The organism is Geodermatophilus sp. Leaf369 (assembly GCF_001424455.1).
Taxonomy (GTDB): Bacteria; Actinomycetota; Actinomycetes; order Mycobacteriales; family Geodermatophilaceae; genus Klenkia.
Window position 1 is genome coordinate 404834 of record NZ_LMQA01000004.1, and the last position, 22175, is coordinate 427008.

The 22175-nt window shown below is 73.3% G+C and carries 21 protein-coding genes; 3 read left to right on the forward strand and 18 right to left on the reverse strand.

Annotated elements, in window-relative coordinates:
* Positions 1-74: 74 nt before the first annotated feature.
* Together ASG36_RS22770 and ASG36_RS18295 are read left to right on the forward strand one after the other, a co-directional pair.
* Positions 75-431 (forward strand): YciI family protein, encoded by a 357-nt coding sequence (locus tag ASG36_RS22770; RefSeq protein WP_055767269.1) that lies wholly within the window; start codon positions 75-77, stop codon positions 429-431.
* Positions 428-1621, forward strand: coding sequence for an RNA polymerase sigma factor (locus tag ASG36_RS18295; RefSeq protein WP_055767272.1), 1194 nt, complete (start codon positions 428-430; stop codon positions 1619-1621). Before ASG36_RS22770 ends, ASG36_RS18295 begins: the two co-directional genes overlap by 4 nt.
* On the opposite strand, the gene ASG36_RS18300 is transcribed toward ASG36_RS18295, so the two are convergent.
* Complete coding sequence (locus tag ASG36_RS18300; protein WP_055767275.1) at positions 1611-2732, reverse strand: serine hydrolase; 1122 nt, start codon at positions 2730-2732, stop codon at positions 1611-1613. The genes ASG36_RS18295 and ASG36_RS18300 overlap by 11 nt on opposite strands.
* 29 nt (positions 2733-2761) lie before the next feature.
* Positions 2762-3211: an NUDIX domain-containing protein gene (locus ASG36_RS18305; protein WP_235495233.1), complete on the reverse strand. Its 450-nt coding sequence runs from the start codon at positions 3209-3211 to the stop codon at positions 2762-2764.
* Between the two features lie 1589 nt (positions 3212-4800).
* On the opposite strand from ASG36_RS18305, the gene ASG36_RS18310 reads away from it, so the two are divergent.
* A complete protein-coding gene (locus ASG36_RS18310) occupies positions 4801-5598 on the forward strand; it encodes an alpha/beta fold hydrolase (protein WP_055767281.1) in 798 nt (265 codons plus the stop codon).
* A gap of 3 nt (positions 5599-5601) precedes the next feature.
* Here the strand turns inward: ASG36_RS18310 and ASG36_RS18315 are convergent, their stop codons facing one another.
* Genes ASG36_RS18315 through ASG36_RS18390 form a run of 16 tightly spaced genes read right to left on the reverse strand, consistent with a single transcriptional unit; the run spans position 5602 to position 22140 of the window.
* Positions 5602-6609 carry an LLM class flavin-dependent oxidoreductase gene (locus tag ASG36_RS18315; protein WP_055767284.1) on the reverse strand — a complete coding sequence of 336 codons (1008 nt, stop codon included), beginning with the start codon at positions 6607-6609 and terminating at the stop codon, positions 5602-5604.
* A 56-nt stretch (positions 6610-6665) separates the two neighbouring features.
* Positions 6666-7847, reverse strand: a complete 1182-nt coding sequence (locus ASG36_RS18320; RefSeq protein ID WP_055767287.1) for a dipeptidase — start codon at positions 7845-7847, stop codon at positions 6666-6668.
* Entirely contained in the window at positions 7844-9181 is a 1338-nt protein-coding gene (locus ASG36_RS18325) for a M20/M25/M40 family metallo-hydrolase (protein WP_055767290.1), read from the reverse strand. The genes ASG36_RS18320 and ASG36_RS18325 overlap by 4 nt, the downstream gene beginning before the upstream one ends.
* Positions 9178-10392 carry a methylaspartate ammonia-lyase gene (locus ASG36_RS18330; RefSeq protein WP_055767293.1) on the reverse strand — a complete coding sequence of 405 codons (1215 nt, stop codon included), beginning with the start codon at positions 10390-10392 and terminating at the stop codon, positions 9178-9180. Before ASG36_RS18330 ends, ASG36_RS18325 begins: the two co-directional genes overlap by 4 nt.
* Complete coding sequence (locus ASG36_RS18335) at positions 10389-11432, reverse strand: alcohol dehydrogenase catalytic domain-containing protein (protein WP_055767296.1); 1044 nt, start codon at positions 11430-11432, stop codon at positions 10389-10391. The genes ASG36_RS18330 and ASG36_RS18335 overlap by 4 nt, the downstream gene beginning before the upstream one ends.
* Entirely contained in the window at positions 11429-12388 is a 960-nt protein-coding gene (locus ASG36_RS18340; RefSeq protein WP_055767298.1) for a ketopantoate reductase family protein, read from the reverse strand. The genes ASG36_RS18335 and ASG36_RS18340 overlap by 4 nt, the downstream gene beginning before the upstream one ends.
* Complete coding sequence (locus ASG36_RS18345) at positions 12385-13224, reverse strand: alpha/beta fold hydrolase (RefSeq protein ID WP_055767305.1); 840 nt, start codon at positions 13222-13224, stop codon at positions 12385-12387. The genes ASG36_RS18340 and ASG36_RS18345 overlap by 4 nt, the downstream gene beginning before the upstream one ends.
* Positions 13215-14900: a DUF885 family protein gene (locus tag ASG36_RS18350; RefSeq protein ID WP_055767308.1), complete on the reverse strand. Its 1686-nt coding sequence runs from the start codon at positions 14898-14900 to the stop codon at positions 13215-13217. The genes ASG36_RS18345 and ASG36_RS18350 overlap by 10 nt, the downstream gene beginning before the upstream one ends.
* Positions 14901-14908: 8 nt before the next feature.
* Positions 14909-15607, reverse strand: coding sequence for an SDR family NAD(P)-dependent oxidoreductase (locus ASG36_RS18355; RefSeq protein WP_235495235.1), 699 nt, complete (start codon positions 15605-15607; stop codon positions 14909-14911).
* Positions 15604-16479 carry a MurR/RpiR family transcriptional regulator gene (locus ASG36_RS18360; protein WP_055767311.1) on the reverse strand — a complete coding sequence of 292 codons (876 nt, stop codon included), beginning with the start codon at positions 16477-16479 and terminating at the stop codon, positions 15604-15606. The genes ASG36_RS18355 and ASG36_RS18360 overlap by 4 nt, the downstream gene beginning before the upstream one ends.
* Positions 16476-17396: an isoaspartyl peptidase/L-asparaginase family protein gene (locus ASG36_RS18365; protein ID WP_235495237.1), complete on the reverse strand. Its 921-nt coding sequence runs from the start codon at positions 17394-17396 to the stop codon at positions 16476-16478. The genes ASG36_RS18360 and ASG36_RS18365 overlap by 4 nt, the downstream gene beginning before the upstream one ends.
* The gene (locus tag ASG36_RS18370; protein WP_055767314.1) at positions 17393-18229 is read right to left on the reverse strand and encodes a M55 family metallopeptidase; all 837 of its coding nucleotides are present in this window, start codon (positions 18227-18229) and stop codon (positions 17393-17395) included. Before ASG36_RS18370 ends, ASG36_RS18365 begins: the two co-directional genes overlap by 4 nt.
* Entirely contained in the window at positions 18226-19257 is a 1032-nt protein-coding gene (locus ASG36_RS18375) for an ABC transporter ATP-binding protein (protein ID WP_055767317.1), read from the reverse strand. Before ASG36_RS18375 ends, ASG36_RS18370 begins: the two co-directional genes overlap by 4 nt.
* Positions 19254-20267 carry an ABC transporter ATP-binding protein gene (locus tag ASG36_RS18380; protein WP_200944553.1) on the reverse strand — a complete coding sequence of 338 codons (1014 nt, stop codon included), beginning with the start codon at positions 20265-20267 and terminating at the stop codon, positions 19254-19256. The genes ASG36_RS18375 and ASG36_RS18380 overlap by 4 nt, the downstream gene beginning before the upstream one ends.
* On the reverse strand, positions 20264-21184 hold the full coding sequence (locus tag ASG36_RS18385; protein ID WP_082523270.1) for an ABC transporter permease: 921 nt from the start codon (positions 21182-21184) through the stop codon (positions 20264-20266). Before ASG36_RS18385 ends, ASG36_RS18380 begins: the two co-directional genes overlap by 4 nt.
* A complete protein-coding gene (locus ASG36_RS18390) occupies positions 21181-22140 on the reverse strand; it encodes an ABC transporter permease (RefSeq protein ID WP_055767321.1) in 960 nt (319 codons plus the stop codon). Before ASG36_RS18390 ends, ASG36_RS18385 begins: the two co-directional genes overlap by 4 nt.
* Between the last annotated feature and the right edge of the window lie 35 nt (positions 22141-22175).

The following is a 22175-nucleotide window of genomic DNA, read 5'->3' on the forward strand; positions in this document are numbered from 1 at the left end:
GGTGTCGATGGACGGGGGCGCCGTTCGTGTGGAGGGTGTCGGCAGCACGGCCGACCACGTCCCCGGAGGTCCGCATGACCCAGTACCTGCTCAGCGTCGTCACCCCCAGCGCCGGCACCGACGAGCACCAGGTGCCCACCCCCGAGCAGCTCGCGCCGATCATGGCCCGGGTCGCCGCGCTGCAGACCGACATGAAGGAGGCCGGTGCGTGGGTGTTCGCCGGCGGGCTGGAGGCGCCGTCGACGGCGACCGTGCTGCGCCCGGACGGGGACGACGTCCTGCTGGTGGACGGGCCGTTCGCCGAGGGCAAGGAGTACCTCGGCGGGTTCACCGTGATCGAGGCACCCGACCTGGACGCCGCGCTGGACTGGGGACGGCGCACGGTGGCCGCGATCGGGCTGCCGATCGAGGTCCGGCCCTTCGCCTGGTGAGCGCACTGGAGGAGGTCTTCCGCGCCGAGCACGGCCGGGCGGTCGCGGTGCTCACCCGGCAGCTGGGTTCCCTGGACCTCGCCGAGGAGGCGGTCGCGGAGGCCTTCGCGGTGGCCGCGGCGACCTGGCCGACCCGCGGGGTGCCGCCGTCCCCGGCCGGGTGGGTGGTCACGACGGCCCGGAACAGGGCGATCGACCGGCTCCGCCGAGACGCCGTGGGGACGGCGAAGACCGCTCAGCTGGCGCTGCTGCAGGCGCAACCGGAGCTGGTGGACGTGGGCGCGGTGCGCGACGACCAGTTCCGGCTGCTGTTCACCTGCTGCCACCCGGCGCTGGCCCCGGAGGCACGGGTGGCGCTGACCCTGCGGATGGTCGCCGGGCTGTCGACCGCGGCGATCGCCCGGGCGTTCCTGGTGCCCGAGGCGACGATGGCGGCCCGGATCACCCGGGCGAAGAAGAAGATCGCCGCCGCCCGGATCCCCTACCGGGTGCCCGAGGCCGTCGACCTGCCCGCCCGGCTGGGATCGGTGCTGGCGGTCGTCGCCCTCGTCGGCACCGAGGCGCACTCCCCCGCCGGCGGTGACGAGCCGACCCGGGACGACCTGCTGGAGGAGGCCGTCCGGCTGGCCCGGCTGCTGGTCGAGCTGCTGCCCGACGAGCCGGAGACGCGGGGCCTGCTGGCGCTGCTGCTGCTCACCGCGTCGCGCCGTCCGGCCCGGGTGGTGGACGGCGTGCTGGTGCCGCTGGACGCCCAGGACCGCACCCGCTGGTCGCGGGTGCACCGCGAGGAGGGCCAGGAGCTGGTGCGGACGTGCCTGCGGACCGGCCGTCCGGGGCCGTTCCAGGTGCAGGCGGCGATCGCGGCGGTGCACGCCGATGCACCGACCTGGGCCGACACCGACTGGGCGCAGGTGGTCGCGCTGTACGACCAGCTGCCGGCGACGCCGGTCGTGGCGCTGAACCGGGCGGTCGCCGTCGCCGAGCTGGACGGGCCGTCGGTCGGCCTGGCGCTGGTGGACCGGATCGGGCTGGACCGCTCCCCGGTCTTCCACGCCGTCCGCGCGGACCTGCTGCGCCGGCTGGACCGCCCGGCCGAGGCGGCAGCCGCCTACGCAGCCGCGCTGGACCGGACGTCGAACGCCGCCGAACGCGCCGACCTCGAGTGGCGGAGGAGCAGGCTCAGCGGCTGACCGCGTCGTGCGCGGCCTGCCAGAACTCCTCGGGGCCGTCGTGCGGGCCGGTCATCATCCGCTGGGTGAGCAGCACGGCGACCAGGTCGAGGGTGGGGTCGCCGTAGCCGGTGGTGCCGGTGCCGCCGGTCCAGCCGAACCGGCCCGGCGTGGTCCAGGGGTCGCTGACCTCCAGCGTCAGCTCCAGGTTGCCGGCGGCCCAGGTGCGGCCCGGGCCGAGGAAGGTCTGCGCCGAGGCGCGCTGGCGGTCGGTCAGCGGGTCGCGGAGCACATCGGCCGCGGCCACCCCGAGCAGGGCGTCGTCGGCGATCGCACCCAGCAGGCCGGCGACGTCGGCGGCGGTGCTGAGCAGCCCGCCGCCGAGGGACTCGAAGACGGGCGGGCGGGACCAGACGCCGTCGGGTGGGTCGAGCACCTCGAGCCCGTCCTCCCCGGGGGCGTAGGCGGTCGGGAGCGGATCCGCCGTCCAGAAGCGGGTGTCGGTGAGGCCCAGGGGCCCGGTGACCCGCTCGGCCAACAGTTCCGCGACGCTGCGGCCGGTCACCCGGGCGAGCAGCACGCCCAGCGCGTCGCTGCCGGAGTGGTACTGCCACCCCTCCCCCGGCTGGTCGGCCAGGGGCAGCGCGCCGAGCCGGGTGAGCCAGGTGTCCGGGTCCAGCGCCGGCGGCAACGGGCCGGGGGCGACCTGCTGCTCCCACATGGCGTGCGCCAGTGGGGAGGCGTCCATCCGCAGGCCGAACCCGGCCGTCATCTGCAGCAGGTCGGCGACCGTCACCGGGCCGCGGGCCGGCACCCGGACGTCGAGCGCGGCGGTGGGGTGCACCAGCACGTGCAGGTCGGCGAGCTCGGGCAGCCAGCGGGTCACGTCGGCGGCCGGGTCGAGCGTGCCGTCGGCGATCAGCGACTGCGCCAGCACCCCGCCGAACGGCTTGGTCAGGGAGGCGATCCGGAACGGGGTGTCGGGCGTCATCGGGATCGCCGACCCCAGGTGCTGCACCCCGGTGGCGTGCACGTGGGTCGTCCCGGCGTGCCGGACGGCGGCGACCGCACCGGGGAACCGGCCCTCCGCGACGTGGGTGTCGACCAGGGCGAACAGCTCGGTGAACGTCATGTCCCACCGACTCGCCCCGGGCGCCGGACTCATCGGCCCAGCAGCTCGGCGAGCCGGTCGAGGAAGGGCAGCTGGCCCTTGACGAGCTTGATGGCGGCAGTCTCGAGGTCCAGCCAGGCGGTGCGGTCGATCTCGGGGAACTCCTGCACGTTGCCCGACCGGGGCGGCCACTCCAGGGAGAACGTGTTGCTTACCGTGGCCTCGGCGTCCAGGTCGCCCTCGGCGGCCCAGACGGTGAGCGTCTTGCTGCCCCGCACCACCCCGAGCGGGACGACGGCCTCCGGCGCGGGTGAGCCGATCTCCTCGGCGAACTCCCGGCGGGCCGCGGCCAGCGGGTCCTCCTCCTCGGTGTGCTCGCCCTTGGGGATCGACCAGGCGTGCTCGTCCTTCCGCGCCCAGAACGGCCCGCCCATGTGGCCCAGCAGCACCTGGAGCTCGGGGGTGCGGCGGTAGAGCAGGATCCCGGCGCTGCGCTTCACCCGCCCATACTGCAACTCCATTGAGGGTGGACCCGCAGCCCCACCCTGCCGGAGGCTCACGCCGAGTCGCCACGCTCAGAGAGCAAGAGCACGGGACCTTGTGTGAGGTCCCATACTGCATCCATGCCGTTCTCACTCGATCCAGATCGAGTGCCCCACCGCAAGCACATGGGCGCCATCCTCGGGTTGTTCGATAGCCCCCCACACCGCGACTGGCTTGTATGGTGGACAGGTTTTTGGTTCTTGATAAGCATCCTGGCCATAGGGTTCCCCTCACCCGACAGTGTTCGTACCAGCGATCTACCCCGGTGGCTGGATGCCACGTTGGCAGCCATCTTCTTCACGGCGGTGTTTGGCGTTCTGCCCGCATACATCCGGGTACGCATCCGCCGTCGGCTCTTGGCCCGCAAGAGTCGAGCCAGAGGCGGGGAACATCAGAACGTCCCGCCTGCAGCCGAGGCCGTTCCCCCACAGCCCGAAAGGCAGCATGCGGGGACGCCTGGCGCACCAGCCGCCAAATCTCGACCCCGCGCGAGCCAACCGCAGCCTCCCGTGACGTCTCAGAAGGCGGAATCAGAGGTACTTCCGGACCTGCGGACGGACGCGGTGCTGGCTCGCGCAGCAGAAGGCCTGCCGTATCCCGTCGCGAGAGCCGTACGACGCCTCCAGCAGGCGAACACCCCGAGGGACACCTATGAAGCCACCCTTCGGGCGGGAGAGATGTTGAGCATCGTGATAGGCATCTCGGCGGTCGCCTGGGCCGTTTCCTGCGGTCGCCAGATTCCAGGTATCGACACCCTCCTCGCTGCGTTCAGCAAGGGAGTCGCGCAAGGGGCTTGGCTTCAGGCTGCTCAGTCGGTCGAACGTCCATTGGCTGAAGACGGAGGCTTTCCCGGCCTCGCCGCGACCCTCGGAAGAACCAAGGGCAGCACGGCCGTCCTTGACGATCTAAAGCTAATCACGGAAGAACGAAATGCCTGGGCTCATGGTGCGAGTCCGCGCTCGCAGCCTGAGGCCGCTGACCGGACAGCAACCATCTTGCCGGCTCTGCTTCGTGCCCTTGAGCGTGCCCAGCCGCTTGCCGCGCATGACTGGCTTATGGTGGAAGGGGTCCGGTTGATCCGTCAGACAGGGCGGTTCGAGTTGTCCGCAGCGCGAGCTATGGGCGCCCATCCGGATTGGCATCGTTGCTATGTCGATTCAGAATCCGCTACTCCTGACGACTGCTTTTATATACAAACGCCCGATGGCCTCATCGATCTGTTACCATTTGTAGTGATGCGAAAGTGCCCGAGGTGCAATCAGCCCGAACTAGCATATGCGGATCGGATCGATCGAAAGCGCGGTGTTGCCCTGAAGTCATTCGACTCAGGTCACCCATTCTTCGACAATTCACTAACGCCTGATCTACTCGTTCTTCTCGGCCCCACCGCGGGGTCTCCGCCACCAAAAGCCTAAAAGTCTGAGGATCTGTCCCCTCGCAGGGACTGCGCACCGAGATTTACCCGGACTGAGCGGGCTGCATCAGGTCGGCAGACTCTCTCATCCATGCCCGATGAGTCCGGCCCGGTGCGGCAGTCTCCCCGGGCATGACGCAGACCCTGGACGCCCCCGGCGCGACGCTCTCCTACGAGGTGCTGGGCTCGGGCCCCGTGCTGGTGCTGATCGGGCACCCGATGACCGGCGACGGGTTCCGTGCGCTGGCCGCGCAGTTCCCCGACCGCACCGTCGTCCTGCACGACCCGCGCGGCACCGGCGCCAGCCCGATGACCGACCCGACCGAGCCGCCGGACGCCGACGTGCTGGCCGAGGACCTCTCCCGGGTGGTCGCCGCCGTCGGCGACGGCCCGGTGGACGTGTTCGGGTCCAGCGGCGGCGCGATCACCGCGATGGCCCTGGCCGCAGCCCACCCCGACCGGGTGCGCACCGTGGTCGCGCACGAGCCGCCGCTGACGGAGTACCTCCCCGACGCCGCGCACGCGCGGGAGCAGCTGGCCGGGGTCGCGGCCACCTACCGGGAGCAGGGTCTCTTCCCGGCGATGGGCGCGTTCGGCGTCGTCGCCGGGTTCTCCATGCCCGAGCCCCCGGCCGACGCGCCCCCGCCGCCGATGCCGTCGGAGGACGACCAGCGCTCGATGACCCGGATGGTGCTCGGCATCCAGAGCATCTGCACCTACCGGGTGCCACCGCTCCCCGCCGGCCGGGTGCGCATCGGGGTGGGCGCGTGGTCCGGGGACGCCGAGCTCACCGGCCGGACCTCGCGCGCGGTCGCCGCCGAGCTCGGGCTGCCGCTGGACGTCTTCCCCGGCGGGCACGGTGGCTTCGTGCCCGAGCAGGGCGGGGACGTCGAGGCGTTCGCCGCCGTCCTCCGGACACTGCTGGGCTGACCCTCAGGCCGCGGGCGACCAGCCCAGCGCCGGGCCGAGCTCCTGGGCCGTGTCGGTGAGGATCTGCACGTAGTCCTCGTGGTCGAAGCTGAACGGGAGCGCGAAGGCGACCTCGGTGACCTGCTGGAACCCGGCGTGTGCGTACAGCTGCTCGGCGATCTGCTCGGACGTCCCGACGACGTCCGGGGCGAAGAGCAGCTTGCCCGGCCCCTGCGGCTCGCGGGTGCGGGGCAGCCGGGCTGCGGCGTAGGCCTCGTACTTCTCCCGCTGCGCGGGGGTGGCCGAGTCGGTGGGGATGACGACGAGGCCCTGGGAGACCCGGCCCTCGGGGAACGCCTCCCGGTAGGCGGCGATCTGGGCGCCCTGGGTGCCGGCGAAGTCGCCGTCGGTGGCGCCGGTGAGCACGCTGGAGGTGAGCAGGTTCAGCCGCTGGGACGCCGCCCACGCCGCCGAGCGGTGGCTGCCCGCGCCGTACCAGACCCGGTCGCGCAGGCCCGGGGAGTGCGGCTGGATCCTGTCGGAGTACACCTCGATGCCCTGCGTGGTCGCGGTGGTCACCGGCTCCCCGCCGACCATGGCCAGGAACCGGCTGACCCGCTCGTAGCTGAAGTCCTCGACGTCCTGGGTGTCCGGGTAAAGCGCGTCCTTGACGTCGTCCCAGCGCATCGGCTGGCTGGTGCTCACGCCCGGGTTGATGCGCCCGCCGGACAGCAGGTCGACCGTGGCCAGGTCCTCGGCCAGCCGCAGCGGGTTCTCCCACGCCAGCGGGGTCACCGCCGTCCCCAGCTCGATGCGCGAGGTGCGCTGCGAGGCAGCGGCCATGATCGCGACCGGGCTCGAGACGCCGAACTGCAGGTGCCGGTGCCGCAGCCACGCCGAGTCGAAGCCGAGCTCCTCGCCCAGCTGGATCTGGGTCAGCAGCGCCTCCATCCCCGGGCGGGGGTCGGCGCCGTCGAAGACGCCGATGGTGAGGAAGCCGAGCTTCTGCAGGGGCACGTCGGGCGTGGGCACGCCCGGGCAAACCCCTGCCGGCCCCGACTGCTTCCCGGAAACCGCGGTTTCTGGGGTCAGGGCCAGATGTCGCGGAGGGCGCGCAGGACGTTGCCGCCCAGGACGGCGCGGACGTCGGCGTCGGCGAACCCGCGGTCGAGCAGGAACGCCGCGACGTTGGGGAAGCACTCGGCCGGGTTCTCCAGGCCGTCGACCCACGGGACCCGGACGGGCTCGGGGGCGCCGGGGCGGGGCTCGGTCTGCAGCAGCCCGGCGAAGGCGGTGTGCAGCCCGACGTGGTCGCCGAACAGGGTGTCCGGGCCCAGCCCGACGTGCTCGATGCCCACCAGGTCGATGCAGTACAGGAGGTGGTCCATCACGGAGGCCAGGCTGTGCGCGGGGTGCGCGTGCGACACGGTGGTGTGCGGGGCGGCCGAGATGCCGATGACCCCGCCGGTGTCGGCCACGGCCCGGATGAGGTCGTCGCCCTTGAGCCGTGGGACGTCCCAGACCGCCCGGGCGCCGGCGTGCGTGCAGAACACCGGCGCGTCCGAGACCGCGCACGCGTCGATGCCGGTCCGGTCGGAGGAGTGCGAGACGTCGACGGCCAGGCCGAGCTGGTTCATCCGCCGGACGGCGCGCCGCCCCAGCGCGGTGAGCCCGCCGTCGACCGCCTCGTTGCAGCCCGAGCCGAGCGCGTTGGCGTCGGAGTAGGCGATCCCGCACTGCCGGATGCCCAGCCCGAACAGCACGTCCAGCTTGTCCAGGTCGTTGCCGATCGGGGTGGCGGCCTCCAGCCCGAACACCAGCCCGACGGTGCCCGCGGCGTGCGCGGCCTCGATGTCGGCCACGGTGCGGACGACGACCACGTCGGACTGGTGCGCCAGGTCGGCCAGCCGCATCCCCAGGTCGAGCACCACGTCGTCCCACTGCCAGGGGGCGTTGCCGGTGACGCAGGCGGTGCCGTCCATCATGTTGTCGAACACCACGGTCAGCCCGGACGCCGCGAGCCCGGCGAACGCGGTGTGCTGCCGGCCGGTGCGGTTGTACCGCGGGGTGTCGGCCATGTCGGCCGGGAAGAGCACCGGGTGGTCGTGCAGGCTGATCGTCAGCGACCCGTCCACCAGCCGGCGCGCCCGGGCGACGACGTCGGGCGCCGGCGGCGTCGACCACGGCGCGACCCGCGGGCCGTCCGGGGCGAGCGGGACGACGGGCAGGCCCAGGTCGCCGGCCAGGTAGTCGTAGGAGGAGTAGGTCACGACGCCGCCAACCGGTCCCAGAGCCCGGCCCAGGCCCGCATGCCGGCCTCGATCCGGGCGACCCGGAAGAACTCGTCCGGGGCGTGGTGCTGCTCGTCGGCGGTGGCGAAGGAGAAGAACAGCGTCTTGACCCCCAGCACGTCCTCGAACAGCGCGGTGCACGGCAGGGTGCCGGCGATGACGGCCAGCAGCACCTCCTCGCCGGGGTGCACCTCGGCGAGCGCGGCCCGGCCGGCGACGACCGCGGGGTGGTCGGGCTCGATCCGGTAGGCCGGCACCCGCACGCCGTCGTCGTGCACCTCGACCCGCACACCGGGCAGCCGCTGGCCGAGCACGTGCGCGGTCACCGCGGCCACCACCGCGTCCGGGTCCTGCTCCCCCACCAGCCGGCAGGTCACGTGGGCGGTGGCGGTGTGCGGGACGACCGAGTACTTCCCGCCGCCGGTGACCCCGTTGACCTCCAGCGTGGGCCGCTCCCAGAGCCGGGTCAGCGTGTCGAACCCGGGTTCCCCGGCGAGCTCAGGCACCCCGAGGAAGTCCCGGTAGGCGTCCTCGTCGAAGGCGATCGCGGCGAGCTCGGCGCGCCGTTCCTCGGTCAGCGCCGGCACGCCGTCGTAGAAGCCGGGGACGGCGACGGTGCCGTCCTCGTCGTGCAGCGAGGTGAGCAGCCGGGCCAGGGCGTGCACCGGGTTGGCCACGGTGCCGCCGTACCGCCCGGAGTGCAGGTCGGTCGAGGCCCCGGTGACGACCACGTCGAGGGAGACCAGGCCCTTGGAGGCGATCGAGATCGAGGGCTCGGTGGGCCGCCACATCGCGCCGTCGGCGGAGACGACGAGGTCGCAGGCCAGCTCGGCGGCGTGCGCGCGCACGTAGTCGCCCAGGTGCGGGCTGCCGATCTCCTCCTCGCCCTCGATCAGGAACCGCAGGTTGACCGGGAGGGTGCCGCGTTCGGCGAGCAGCCGGCGGGCCAGGTGCAGCACCAGCAGCACCGGGCCCTTGTCGTCGGTGGCGCCCCGGCCGCGGACGACGTCCGCACCGCGCACCGTGGTGCGGGTCAGCTCGTAGGGCGGGGTGGTCCACGCGGTCAGGTCACCGGTGGGCTGCACGTCGTAGTGCCCGTAGACCAGCACGGTGGGCGCGCCCGGTGCGCCGAGCCACTCGCCGCGGACGACGGGGTGGCCGGCGGTCTCCTCGACCCGGCCGCCGGCGAACGCCAGCTGCCCGGTGAGCCACTCGGCAGCGGCCCGCATCGTCTCCGGGGTGGCGCTGCGGCTGTCGCTGGGGATCGCCACGTACTCAGCGAGGTCGGCCAGCACCTCCTCGGTGGCGCTCACCGGGTGCCCGCCAGCGCCAGCGTCCGGGCCATCTCGTTGCCCACGACCATCAACCCCTCGTCCAGTCCCATGCCCGGTTTGGCCAGCACCTGCGACGCCCCGCACGCCATCGCCACGTGCGCGGTGACCTGCGCCGACCGCTCGGTCTCGGCGCAGGTGCCGCCGCAGAACGCCTCGACCCCGGCCGCCCGGACGGCGAGCAGCGCCTCGACGGTGTGCGTCAGCGAGCCCAGGTCCGGGGTCTTGACCTGCACCACGTCGGCGGCGTCCGCGGCGAGGAAGGCCCGGACGTCGTCGGCGGTGTTGCACCACTCGTCCACCACCACCCGCACGCCGCTGCCCCGCCGGGCCAGCTCGGTGCGCAGCGCGGCCGACACCGCGATCTGGCCGGCCCGGTCCCCGCCGTCCACCGGGTGCTCGACGGCCAGCTCGAACGGCGCGCACGCCTCGCCGAGCGCGGCCAGGTACGCAGCGACCGCGCCGACGTCCCCGCCGAAGGCCAGCCCGAGGGTGCCGTAGACGTCCACGTGCAGCCGGGGCCGGTGCCCGGGGGCCAGTTCGCCGGCCCGGGCCACCAGCCAGCGCAGGTAGTCGGCCAGCCGCTCCCCCTGCGTCCCGATCAGCGCGAGGGAGTTGAACAGCCCGTGCGGCAGCACGTCGACCCGGTGCAGCAGCATCTTCTCGGCGTTCGCGTACCGGTCGTCGCCGGTCTGCCCGTACAGCGGCACGGCGGCCAGCTCGACGCCGGTGGCGTACTCGTCGCGGACCACCTCGGCCATCGTGCGGCGCTGGTGCCGGGCGGCGACGGCGAGCAGCGCCTGGCTCACCCCGTAGCCGATCGCGGTGTGCACCGGCAGCTGCGCGAGCTCCTCGGCGACCGGCCGGAACCCCGACACGTCCCGGCCCCGGAGGAGCGGAGCGACCTGACGCAGCACCACGTCCCGGGCCGCGACCGCGTCGAAGACCGGGTCCCGCCCGCCGACCCCGCTGTACTGCACCGCGGCGCAGTCGCCGTGCTCGACCGAGCCGTCCTCGAGCACCAGCAGCACGCTCAGCGCCTGGGCGGGCTGCCGGATCGCGGTGAAGCCGGGGGTGACCGGGGCCCCGGCATAGCCGAAGCCGTCGTGCTCGGCCCCGGCCAGGATCGCGGCCTGGTCGTCGGTGAAGAACCCGCCCCGCACCGGGACGGCGAGGACGTCGGCGATCCTCACCCGGCCAGCACGGTCTTGATCGAGCGGCGCTCGTCCATCGCTGCGTAGCCCTCGGCCACCCGCTCCAGCGGCAGGGTCAGGTCGAACACCGGGCCGGGGTCCAGCGTGCCGGCCAGCACCCGGTCGACCAGGTCGGGCAGGTAGCGGCGCACCGGGGCGATGCCCGCGGACACGGTCAGGTGCTGGCGGACGATCGGGAACAGCGCGATCTCCGGCGAGGTGTGCGGCACCCCCACCGCGCCGATCCGGCCACCCACCCGGGCCATGCCCAGGGCCATCTCCCAGGACTGCGGGGTGCCCACGGCCTCCACGACGTGCGGCGCCCCGCGGCCGGTGAGCTCGCGGACGGCGGCGATGCCCTCCTCGCCACGCTCGGCGATCACGTCGGTGGCCCCGAACGAGCGGCCGACGGCGGCCCGGTCGGCGTGCCGGCTCATCAGCACGACCCGCTCGGCACCCAGCACCGCGCGGGCACCGAGGACGGCGCAGAGCCCGACGGCGCCGTCCCCGATCACGACCACGGTGGAGCCCTCGCCGACCCCGGCGAGCACCGCGCCGTGCAGGCCGGTGGCCATCACGTCCGACAGCGCCAGCAGCGCGGGCAGCTGGACGTCGTCGATCCCGGCCCGTCCACCGGGCACGGCGACCAGGGTGCCGTCGGCCTGGGGCACCCGGACGGCCTCGCCCTGACCGCCGTCCGAGCCGGGGGCACCGAACCCGCCGCCGGCGTCGCAACGGGTGTGCACGCCGTCCAGGCAGGCCGGGCAGGTGTTGTCCGACCAGGTGAACGGGGAGACCACGAGGTCCCCCGGCCGGACGGTGGACACGGCGGAGCCCACGTCGGTGACCTCGCCGAGGAACTCGTGCCCGCAGCGCGAGCCGGTCGCCCGCTGGGTGATCCCGCGGTACGACCACAGGTCCGAGCCGCAGATGCAGGAGCGCAGCACCCGGACGACGGCGTCGGTGGGCTCGACCAGCGCGGCGTCCGGCACGTCCTCGACGGTGACGACGCCGGCGGCCTGGTGCACGGCGGCCCTCATGCCGGGCGCCCGGCGACGAAGGCGGCCAGCTCGTCGAGGTTGGCCACGCAGTTGACGCGCGTCCCGTCCTCGATGTCGTGGATGATCCGGCCGATCTCGGCGAAGACCGGCCCGTCCAGGTCGCGCAGCATGCTGTCGATCTCCGTCTTCCGCTTGCGCACCGCGAGGTCGCGGTAGATGCCGCTGTGGGTCTTGGCGCTGCGCCGGTTGAACGCGGCGAGCCGGTCGAGGGACCCCTCGAGGTCGTCGGGCACGAACCCGTCGAAGCTCTCCACCGGCACCGGTGCCTGAGCGAGCACCTCGCGCGCGACGGCGAGCATGAGCGGCCGGTACTCCGGGCGCTCCAGGGTCTCGGCGATGGACAGGTCGCTGACCGCTCCGGCCCAGAGCATCGCGCCGTAGGCCTCCTTGCCCCACAGGTAGCCCAGCACGTTGTCGGTGGCCTGGGCGTAGGGCAGCACGGCCACGAAGGCGCGCACCCGGTCGGTGATCTCACCGCCGTCGAGCTCGCCGACGTGGAAGGCGGCGACGTTGCCCTGCATGACCCGGCCCGGGCCCATCACGTCGGCGCCGATGTTGACGAAGGAGGACAGCACCCGCTCCTTCCCGACGGCGGCGACCAGCACGTCGGCGGTGAGCCCGTTCTGCACGGTGAGCACCACGCCGTCCGGGGCCAGCCGGGTGCGCAGCAGCTCGGCGGCGGCCGGGGTGTGGTGGCTCTTCACCGCGACGATCGCGCGGTCGATCCGGTCGGGCAGCTCCTCGGGGGTCACGATCGGCACCCGCACGGTGAACTCGTCGACCGGGCCCTCGATGCGGAACCCGTGCTCCCGGACGGCGGCGACGTGCTCGACGTCGGCGTCGCAGAGCAGCACGTCGACCCCGTCACGGGCCATCCGGGCACCCAACGTGCCGCCGATGGCCCCGGCGCCGATGACGACGACCGGCCCGGTCACGCCGGCACGACCCGGTCCAGGAAGCCGCGCAACGTCGACTGGAACAGCTCGCGCTCCTCGTTCTGCGGCGAGTGCCCGGACTCCTCGAACACCACGAGCTCGGCGTTGGGCAGCAGCGAGGCGATGGTCTCCGAGGAGCTGACCGGGGTGACCCAGTCGTGCCGGCCGACGGTGACCAGGGTGGGCGCGGTGACCGCGGGCAGGTCGGCCGTGAGGTCGTAGGAGCCCCAGTTGTGCTGGAAGCACCAGTTGTGCGCCTCGTGCCGGTAGATCCCGGCCTCCACCGCGGCCGCGGACTTCTCCGGGTCGTAGTGCTTGTCGTAGAGCGGGATGAGCTCGCTCCACAGCTGCTTGAGGTCGGCGTCCGACGTGGTCTCGCCGTGCCAGTAGCGGTTGAACCGCTCCCAGTCGATCTCCACCCGGTCCTGGGTGCGGGCGTTCTCGAACGCCAACTCCAGGTTCGACCCGTCGGCGGAGGTGTCGCGCAGGACGATCGCCTGCACCCGGCCGGGGTACCGGACGGCGTACTCCAGGGCGATGAACCCGCCGTAGGAGCCACCGGCGACGACGACCTGATCGGCACCGGTCCACTCGCGCAGGCCCTCGACGTCGGCGGCCCACTGCTCGTGGCTGTAGGGCGGCACGCCCTCGGAGAGCCCGCAGCCGCGGGCGTCGAAGACGACGACCCGGAACCGGTCGGCGAGCGGGCCGAAGGTGGCCTTCGGCTCGGCGAGGGAGCCGATGCCGCCGCCGCCGTGGTGGGCGATGAGCACCGGCCCGTCCTCGGGGCCGTGGACCTCGACGTTCAGCCGGGCGCCGTTGATGGTCAGGTCCACGCGGGGGTCTCCTCTGCAGGGGTGGTTCCGAGGACGCCCGCGGTCCAGCGGGCGACGGTCTGGTCCAGCACGGCCAGCGGCAGCGCGCCCTGGCCCAGCACCGTGCCGTGGAAGGCGCGGAGGTCGAAGCGGGCGCCGAGCTCGGTCTCCGCGCGGGTGCGCAGCCGGCCGATCTCCCGTCGTCCGACGGTGTAGGCCAGCGCCTGGCCGGGCCAGCACACGTACCGGTCGACCTCGCTGGTGACGTGCTCGCGGGTGGTCGCGGTGTGGTCGAGCATGAAGTCGATCGCCCGCGCCCGGGACCAGCCCAGCGCGTGCATCCCGGTGTCCACGACCAGCCGGCAGGCCCGCAGCGCGGCGAAGGACAGCATCCCGAACAGCGCGGTGTCGCCGGAGTACAGCCCCATCTCCTCGGCGAGGGCCTCGGAGTACAGCCCCCAGCCCTCGTTGAAGCTGCACGCCTCGACGTCGAGGTGCCGGCGGTAGCGGGGCAGGTCGAGGGTCTGGGCACTGGCCAGCTGCAGGTGGTGCCCGGGCACCGACTCGTGGAAGGCCAGCGCCTCGTACTCGAAGCGGAACCGCTCGGTGGGGTGGGTGGTGAGCAGGCAGTGCGCCCCCGGCCGCGAGCCGTCAGCGGCCGGGGGGCGGTAGTAGGCCATCGCCGCGCCCTCGGCGTCGACCGGGTTGATCTCCTCCAGCACGCAGGGGGCGATGTCGTAGTGCGGGAACCAGTCGTCTTGGGCGGCCTGGGCGCGCTCCAGCGCGGCCTGGGCGACGGCGACGATCTGGTCGCTGGTCTGGAACCGCAGCGCCGGGTCGGTGCGCAGCCGCGACACGATCGCCGGGAAGTCGGACTCCCCCAGCACCCGCTGCCCGACCTCGCTCCAGCGCGGGGCGAGCTCGGCCAGGGTGTCCAGGCCGATCTGGTGCACCTGCGCCGGGGTCAGGTCGGTGGTGGTGTGCCGGGCGACGGCGTCGACGTAGGCCTCCTCGCCCCCGGGCACGTTCGCGATGCCGACCCGGTCGTCGGGCCGGGCGACCGGCAGCAGCCCGCGCAGGGTGTCGGCGAGCGCGGCCATCGCCGGGCGGATCCGGTCGGCGACGACGTCCCGGTGGCCCTCGGTGCGCCCGCGCACCGGGGTGAGCAGCACGTCGTCGTCCAGGTCGGCGCGCAGGTGGCCCTCCAGCTGGCCGATCGCGTGCCGCACCCCGAGCTCGGTGGGCACCCGCCCGCGGGCGGCCTCGAGCTCGTAGCGCTCCCCCAGTGCGGTGAGGAAGCCGCCGATGCCGGCCAGCCGCGAGGCGTACCGGTCGGTCGAGTCGGCGTCGGTGACGGTCATCGCCGGGACGGCCTGGAACACCAGCCCCTGCCGGCTGACGTAGCCCTTGGCCGAGGCGTTCGCCGCCCAGAGCGCGTGGTGGGCATCGCGCGAGGCGCCGTGCGCGAGGACGGTCAGCACCCCGTGGTCGACCTGCTCGTCGGTGGTCGTGGGCACCACGTCGGCGAGCTCGGTGCCGATCGCGGCGAGGTCCGCGGCCGCGGCGTCACTGGCCTCGACCGACGGGTCGCCGACCAGGCCGTCGAACTCGGCGATGCCGAGCAGGGTGGCGTTGTAGGGGTCGTAGGTGTGCTGGAGGCGGAAGTACCGCTCGCCCAGCTCGTCGAGCCTGGTCATGGGACTCCTCAGAAGAGCGAGTGGCCGCCGTCGATGGACAGCGTCTGACCGCTGACCCACCCGGCGGCCGGGGAGGCGAAGAAGAGGACGCCGCGGGCGATGTCGGCCGGCGTCCCGGTGGCGCGGACGGCGATCTTGTCCAGCAGCGCCTGCTGCCCGGCCTCGCCGTAGGACTCCCACTGCGCCTGGGTGGTGGGGTTGGACAGCACGAAGCCCGGTGCGACCCCGTTGACGGTGATGCCGTGCGGGCCGAGCTCGTGGGCGAGCTGGCGGGTGAGGCCGATCTGGGCGGCCTTGGCCGAGGCGTAGGCCTGGATGCCGGTGAGGCTCACGCTGCGCCCGGCGCCGGAGGAGATGACCACGACCCGGCCGAACCGGCGTTCCTTCATGCCGCCCACGACGGCCCGGGTGCAGTTCAGCGTCGTCCGCAGGTTGGCGTCGTAGACGGCGTCCCAGGCCTCGTCGGTGAGCTCCTCCAGCGGGGTGTGGGTCTGCCCGACGACGCCGCCGGCGTTGTTGACCAGCACGTCGACCCGGCCGATGCCGGCCATGAAGGCCTCCACCTCCGCGCGCACCGACAGGTCCACGGTGTCCCTGTCGACCCCGTGCACGGTGGCCCCGGCGTCGCCGAGCGCGGCGGCGATGGCCGACCCGATGCCCTGCCCGGTCCCGGTGACGACGGCGGTCAGGCCGTCGAGCTCGGTCACTCGGACTCCACCGGCGGAGGCCCGGCCCGGAAGGCGCGGTGGATCTGCACCGACTCCTCCCAGGCGCGCATCCGGGCGAGCCCGGCCTCCCCGACCCGCTGGAAGACGCCCTCGACGAGGGCCTCCACCAGCACGACGAGCGCGGCGAAGGAGTCGAACGGGACGCCGTCGACGGCGATCGGCAGCACCACGTCGGCGTCGTCGGCGGCCGGCGACAGCCCCTCGTCGGTGATCACCAGCACCGCGGCGCCGCGCTCCCTCGCCAGGGCGGCGACCTGCTTGGCGGGCAGCTCGTAGCGGCGCAGGTCGAACACCACGGCGACGGAGTCCTTGCCCATCCCGAGGTAGAGGCCGATGTCGCGGCCCAGCGGCTCGGTGGCCAGCACGACGCCGTCCACCAGCTGGTCCAGCTGCATGACCAGGATCTGCCCGACGTAGCGGGAGAAGTAGCCGCCGTTGACCACGATGGAGCCCGCGGCGGTGGCGAGCAGCTCGACGGCGGCCTCGAACTCGCTCGGCGGCACGGTGGCCGACAGCCGGTCGACCAGACCCAGTCGCTGGCCCACCGAGCGGGAGAACAGCGTGCCGTCGCCCTCGCCGGTGAGGCGGTCGGCGGCCCGGCTGACCGGGGAGTTGAGCTGCTGGCTGACCTCCTCGCGCAGCCGCTGCTGGAACTCCGGGTAGGAGCCGATGTCCAGCCGGCTGACCAGCCGCAGCACCGTGGGGGTGCTGGTGCCGGCGCTCTTGGCCAGCTGGGCGGCGCTGGCCAGCCCGGCGCTGGGGTAGTCGGCCAGCAGCGAGCGGGCCACCTTCTTCTCCGCCGGGGACAGCTCGTCCATCCGGGCGAAGACCTCGTCGCGCAACGGGGTCACGTGTGCGTCACCAGCCGGGTGCCGTCGGAGTAGGCGGCGAACATCGCCGGGCTGTTGTGGCCCACGACGATCCGGCCGTCGGCGCCGACCGCGATCAGCCCGCCGATCGCGTCCCGGGTGTCCAGCTCGGCGGCGACGGTGTCGACCAGCGCCTGGTCCAGCGGGGTGCCCAGGTAGCGCACCCGGGCGGCGACGTCGTACGCGACGACGCCCTGCATGAAGGCCTCGCCGTGCCCGGTGCAGGAGATCGCGCCGACGCCGTCCCGGGCGTAGGTGCCCGCCCCGACGATCGGGGTGTCACCCACCCGGCCCTCGCTCTGGTCGACCATGCCGCCGGTGGAGGTGGCGGCCGCGACCCGGCCGGCGGTGTCCCGGGCGACGGCGCCGACGGTGCCGTGCCGGGAACCGGCCAGCACCTTGTCCTGCACGTTGCGCAGCTGCTGCACCCGGGCCGGGGTGAGGAAGTAGTCGCGCTCGACGGTGGTCAGCGCCCAGTCCTCGAGCAGCTGCCGGGGCGGGTCGACCAGGAGCACCGCGGCGCTGTCCTCGAGCACGCGGCGGGCGGCGTGCACCGGGTTGCGGGCGTGCAGGCAGGCCGCGACCGCACCGGCCCGGCCGTCACCGGTCATCACGCAGGCATCGAGCTCGGCGGTGCCGGCCGAGGTCAGCGCGGCACCGCGGCCGGCGTTGAACAGCGGGTCGTCCTCCAGCGCCTCGACGGTGGCGCAGACGGCGTCCAGCGCGCTGCCGCCGGCGGCCAGCACCGCCTCACCGGCCCGGTAGGCGGTGGTGAGCCCGGCGCTGTAGTCCGCGGCGACCTCCAGGGAGAGCTCCTCGACCCGGCCGCCGGCGCCGCCGTGCAGCACCAGCGACCAGCCCTGGGGCGAGGGCGGGGCGGTGAACAGCTGGGTGGTCACCGGCCACCGGCCTGACGGGTGATGTAGTTCGTGGCCACGAAGGCGGTGAAGACGCCGAGCAGGTCGTCCCCGGTGATCGCGATGGTCCGCTCCGCCGTCCGCTCGACGCCGCGCGCCCAGGTGGCGACCTCGGCCATGTCGCCGGTCTGCACGTCCAGCTCCAGGGTGGCCGGGCGGCTGATGCCCGGGGTCTGCACGGTGCCCGCGGCGACCCGGCGCATGGCCTCCTCGGCACCGGCCCGGATCAGCCGGCAGGACTCGTCGGGGTGCAGCGCGTCGGCGGAGAACCGGGTGAGCGAGGTCTTGGTGACCACGTTGACCCCGCCCTCGGCGTAGGGCGCGGTCTCCTCCCAGGTGACGGCGTCGCCGGAGACGAACGCGATCGGCACGCCGTAGTGCTCGGCCACGAGGGCGTTGATCCCGCTCTCCCCGACCAGCCGGCCGTTGACCCGGGCGGCGGCGAAGACCTCGGGGTTGTAGGTGTGGCTCAGCGTGGAGGGTGCCCCGGAGATGGAGCCGTGGTACCCGACGAAGAAGACGGCGTCGAAGGTCTCGTCCAGCCCCTGCATCATGTAGCGCGGCTTGTGCCGGCCACCGATGTAGCGGGCGTTGCCGGCCACCGCGCGCGGGTCGAGGTTGGCCATCGTGCCGTGGCTGTCGTTGAGCACGACCTCGGTCGCACCCCCGGCGATCGCGCCCTCGATGGCGGCGTTGACCTCGGCGAGCATCAGCTGGCAGCCGAGCTCGTAGCGGGCCCCGCCGCTGGGACGGCACTGGTCCCAGTCGACGATGCCGGCCACGCCCTCCATGTCGAAGGAGATCCAGGTCTTCATCGCGGCAGCTCCGTTGCAGTCGTGTCGGGTAGCGGGATGGTGGCCAGCTCGTCGGCCTTGAGGCAGGCGGACAGCCGGGCGGGGCCGATGGTCAGCAGGGCCGGGTCGGTGGCCCGGCAGCCGTCGTCGGCCAGGGGGCAGCGGGGGTGGAACCGGCACCCGCTGGGGACGTCGTAGGGCGAGGGCGGTTCGCCGTCCAGCTCGAACTCGTCGTTCACGCTGCCGGCGGTCATCCGCGGGATGGAGTCGATCAGCGCCCGGGTGTAGGGGTGCCGGGGCGAGCTGAACAGCTCCGCGGTGGGGGCCACCTCGACGATCCGGCCCAGGTACATGACCGCGACCCGGTCGGCCAGGTGCTGGACGACGGCCAGGTTGTGCGCGATGAACAGCACCGAGAGGCCGAGCTCGGCACGCAGCCGGGCGAACAGCTCGAGGATGGTGGCCTGCACCGAGACGTCGAGGGCGGACACCGGCTCGTCGGCGATGAGCACGTCGGGCCGCACCGCCAGCGCCCGGGCGATCGCCAGCCGCTGCCGCTGCCCGCCGGAGAACTGGCTGGGGTAGGCGTCGAGCACGTCGGCCTCCATGCCGACCAGGCCGAGCAGCCGGATGCTCTCCGCGCGCACCTCCGACCGCGGGACGACGTCGTGCAGCCGCAGCAGCTCGGCGAGCACGGCGCCGACGGTGAGCCGGGGGTTGAGCGAGGAGTAGGGGTCCTGGAAGACCATCTGCACCCGCCGGGAGGACTCCCGGTCGCGCTTGCCGGCCACGACGCCGTCGTGCTGCACGGTGCCCGAGGTGGGTCCGGTGCTGCCGACCAGGATCTTGGCCAGCGTCGACTTGCCCGACCCGGACTCCCCGACCAGCGCCAGCACCTCCCCGCGGCGCAGCTCCAGGTCCACGCCGTCCAGCGCGGTGAGGGTGCTGGACCCACGGCGCAGCACCTTGGACAGCCACGACGTCCCGAGGCTGTAGCTCTTGGTCAGGCCCTCGACCTGCAGCGCGGGCGCCTTCTCCGTGGTGGTCACAGCACGTCCCCCAGCCGGTCGGTCTCGAAGCAGGCGGCCAGCCGACCCGGGGCGACGGTGGCCAGCGGGGGCATCGCCGTCCGGCAGTGGTCGGTGACGTAGCCGCAGCGCGGGGCGAAGGGACAACCCGGGCCGCGGTCGGCGACGTTGGGCGGGAAGCCCGGGATGGGCACCAGTTCGCGGTCGGGCCGGTCGAAGTCCGGCGCGCTCTCCAGCAGACCCCGGGTGTAGGGGTGCTTGGGGGCGGCGAACACCTCGGCGACCGGACCGGCCTCCACGATGTGCCCGGCGTACATGACGTCGACGTCGGAGCAGGTCTGGTTGACCACCGCGAGGTCGTGGGTGACGAACACCAGCGCCGTCCCGGTGTCGGTGCAGAGCTTCTCCAGCAGCTTGAGCACCTGCAGCTGCACGGTGACGTCCAGGGCGGTGGTGGGCTCGTCGCAGAGCAGCAGCCGCGGCCCGCAGGAGACCGCCATCGCGATCATGATCCGCTGGCGGAGACCCCCGGAGAGCTCGTGCGGGTAGGCGCGGGCCCGGCGGGCGGGGTCGGGGATGCCGGTGCGGGCCATCATCTGCACCGCGAGGTCGGCGGCCTCCTTCTTGCCCAGCCCGAGGTGCCGGCGGGGGCCCTCGGCGATCTGGTCGCCGACCCGCATGACCGGGTTGAGCGCGGTCATCGGCTCCTGGAAGACCATTGCGATCTCCGGGCCCATCAGCGCGCGGCGCCGGCGGGCGGACATGGTGAGCAGGTCGCTGCCGCCGTACTCGATCCGGCCGCCCTGCACCGCGACCCCGCGCGGCAGCAGCCCGGCGATCGCCCGCAGGGTCAGCGACTTGCCCGACCCGGACTCCCCGACGATGCCCGACCGCTCGCCGGCGGCGACGTCGAAGGAGACGCCCTCGACGATCGCGGCCGACCGGGTGCCGATCGACAGGTCCTGCACGCTCAGCAGCGGGACCGACGGGTCGAGGGTCACGCGCTGCTGGTCGGTCTCGATGACGGTCACTTCCGGCGCTCCGGGGAGAGGTGGTCGGAGAGGCCGTCGCCGAGCAGCGAGAGGCCCAGGCTGGTGACCACGACGGCCAGGCCGGGGATGGTCGCCTGCAGCCACTGGGTGGTGATGAACTCCTGGCCGTCGAGGATCATCGAGCCCCACTCGGCGGTCGGCGGGGCGATGCCCAGGCCCAGGTAGCCCAGCGTGACGATGGCCATGATGTCCATGACGATGTCGCTCATCGCGTAGATCAGCGCCTGGCTCATCACGTTGGGGGCGATGTGCTTGAGCAGGATCCGGCCGTGGCTCATCCCGCCCAGCCGCGCCGCGATGACGTAGTCCTGCTTCTTCGCGACCAGCAGCTCCCCGCGCATGATCTTGGCGTAGGCGACCCAGGAGACCGCGGCGATCGCCAGGTAGATGCTGCTCTCCCCCGCGCCCAGGACGAACACCAGCACGATGACCAGCACGTAGAACGGGAAGGCGAAGAACACGTCGACCACGCGCATGACGACGGTGTCGAACCAGCCGCCGAAGTAGCCGGCGAGCGCCCCGACCACGGTGCCGACGACGAACGGGATGAGGACGGCGAGGAAGCCGATGCGCAGGTCGACCCGGGCGCCCCAGATCAGCCGGGACAGCACGTCGCGGCCGTACTTGTCGGTGCCCAGCCAGTGCGCGGAGCTCGGGTCCTGCAGGGCGTCCTGCAGGTTCTGCTTGACCGGGTCGTAGGGCGCCAGCAGCGGCGCGAAGACCGCCGTCAGCACCAGCAGGCCGGTGATGACCAGGCCCACCACGAGGGTGCCGTTGCGGTACCAGGGCTTGAGCTTGCGGGAGCGGACCGGGCGGCCGGCGTCGGCCGGGGTGACCTCGGCCGTGGCCTCGGCCTCGACCGCGTCCACCGCCGGCGGGGCGGGTGTCGTCGTCATGCGCGCTCCTTGGAGGCGAGGTCCACGCGGGGGTCGATGGCGGTGTAGACGACGTCGGTGAGGATGCCGACGACGACGACGAACAGCGCGACCACCAGCGCGACGGCCTGGATGGTCGGGAAGTCGCGGGCGAAGATCGCGTTCACCATCAGCGAGCCCAGGCCCGGGACGGCGAAGACCTTCTCGATCACCAGGGAGCCACCGACGAGGTAGCCCAGGTTGACCCCGATGATCGACACGGTCGGGATGGCCGCGTTGCGCAGCACGTGCTGGCGGAACAGCGGGACGCCGGCGGCGCCCTTGCTCCGCGCCGTCCCCACGTGGTCCGAGCCCAGCACCGCGATGGTGGAGGCCCGCAGGCTGCGGATGGTCGTCGGCGACATGGCGATCGCCAGCGTCAGCGCCGGCAGGAACAGGTAGTAGAGGTGCTCGCCGGGGGTCTTGCCGTACCCGCCGACCGGGAAGGCCTGGGCCTTCACGCCCAGCAGCAGGATGAGCATGATGCCGACCCAGAACTGCGGCATGCCCTGCCCGAGCAGGGTGAACGCCCGGACGGCGGCGTCCCGGACCCGGCCGGGGGCGCTGGCGGCGACGGCGGCCAGCGGGATGCTGATCACCAGCGAGAGCACCAGCGCGTAGGCCAGCAGCGACAGCGTGATGGGGACGGCGTCGGCGACCAGCTCGGTCACCGGGCGCTGGTAGGTGATGCTCTGGCCGAGGTCGAGCTGGACCAGGTTGCCCAGGAAGCGCAGGTACTGGTCGAACAGCGGCTCGTTGAGCCCGAGCTGCTCGTTGAGCGCCGCGACCCGCTCGGGGGTGGCGGACTGGCCCAGCAGCACCAGGGCGGGGTTGCCCGGGAGCAGGTGGACCATGAAGAAGACGACGATCGTCACCCCGAACACCACCGGGATGGACTGCAGCAGCCTGATCGGGACGAACCGGAGCCGGTCGAACACGTGCCCACCTCCTCGGTGAGGCCGGGGGGTGCCCC

What these genes read in the sequence shown, in the direction of transcription:
- ASG36_RS22770 (WP_055767269.1), top strand. Translation starts at nt 75, where the DNA reads ATGACCCAGTACCTGCTCAGCGTCGTCACCCCCAGCGCCGGCACCGAC.
- ASG36_RS18300 (WP_055767275.1), bottom strand. Translation starts at nt 2,732, where the DNA reads ATGACGTTCACCGAGCTGTTCGCCCTGGTCGACACCCACGTCGCGGAG.
- ASG36_RS18310 (WP_055767281.1), top strand. Translation starts at nt 4,801, where the DNA reads ATGACGCAGACCCTGGACGCCCCCGGCGCGACGCTCTCCTACGAGGTG.
- ASG36_RS18335 (WP_055767296.1), bottom strand. Translation starts at nt 11,432, where the DNA reads ATGAGGGCCGCCGTGCACCAGGCCGCCGGCGTCGTCACCGTCGAGGAC.
- ASG36_RS18350 (WP_055767308.1), bottom strand. Translation starts at nt 14,900, where the DNA reads ATGACCAGGCTCGACGAGCTGGGCGAGCGGTACTTCCGCCTCCAGCAC.
- ASG36_RS18370 (WP_055767314.1), bottom strand. Translation starts at nt 18,229, where the DNA reads ATGAAGACCTGGATCTCCTTCGACATGGAGGGCGTGGCCGGCATCGTC.
- ASG36_RS18385 (WP_082523270.1), bottom strand. Translation starts at nt 21,184, where the DNA reads ATGACGACGACACCCGCCCCGCCGGCGGTGGACGCGGTCGAGGCCGAG.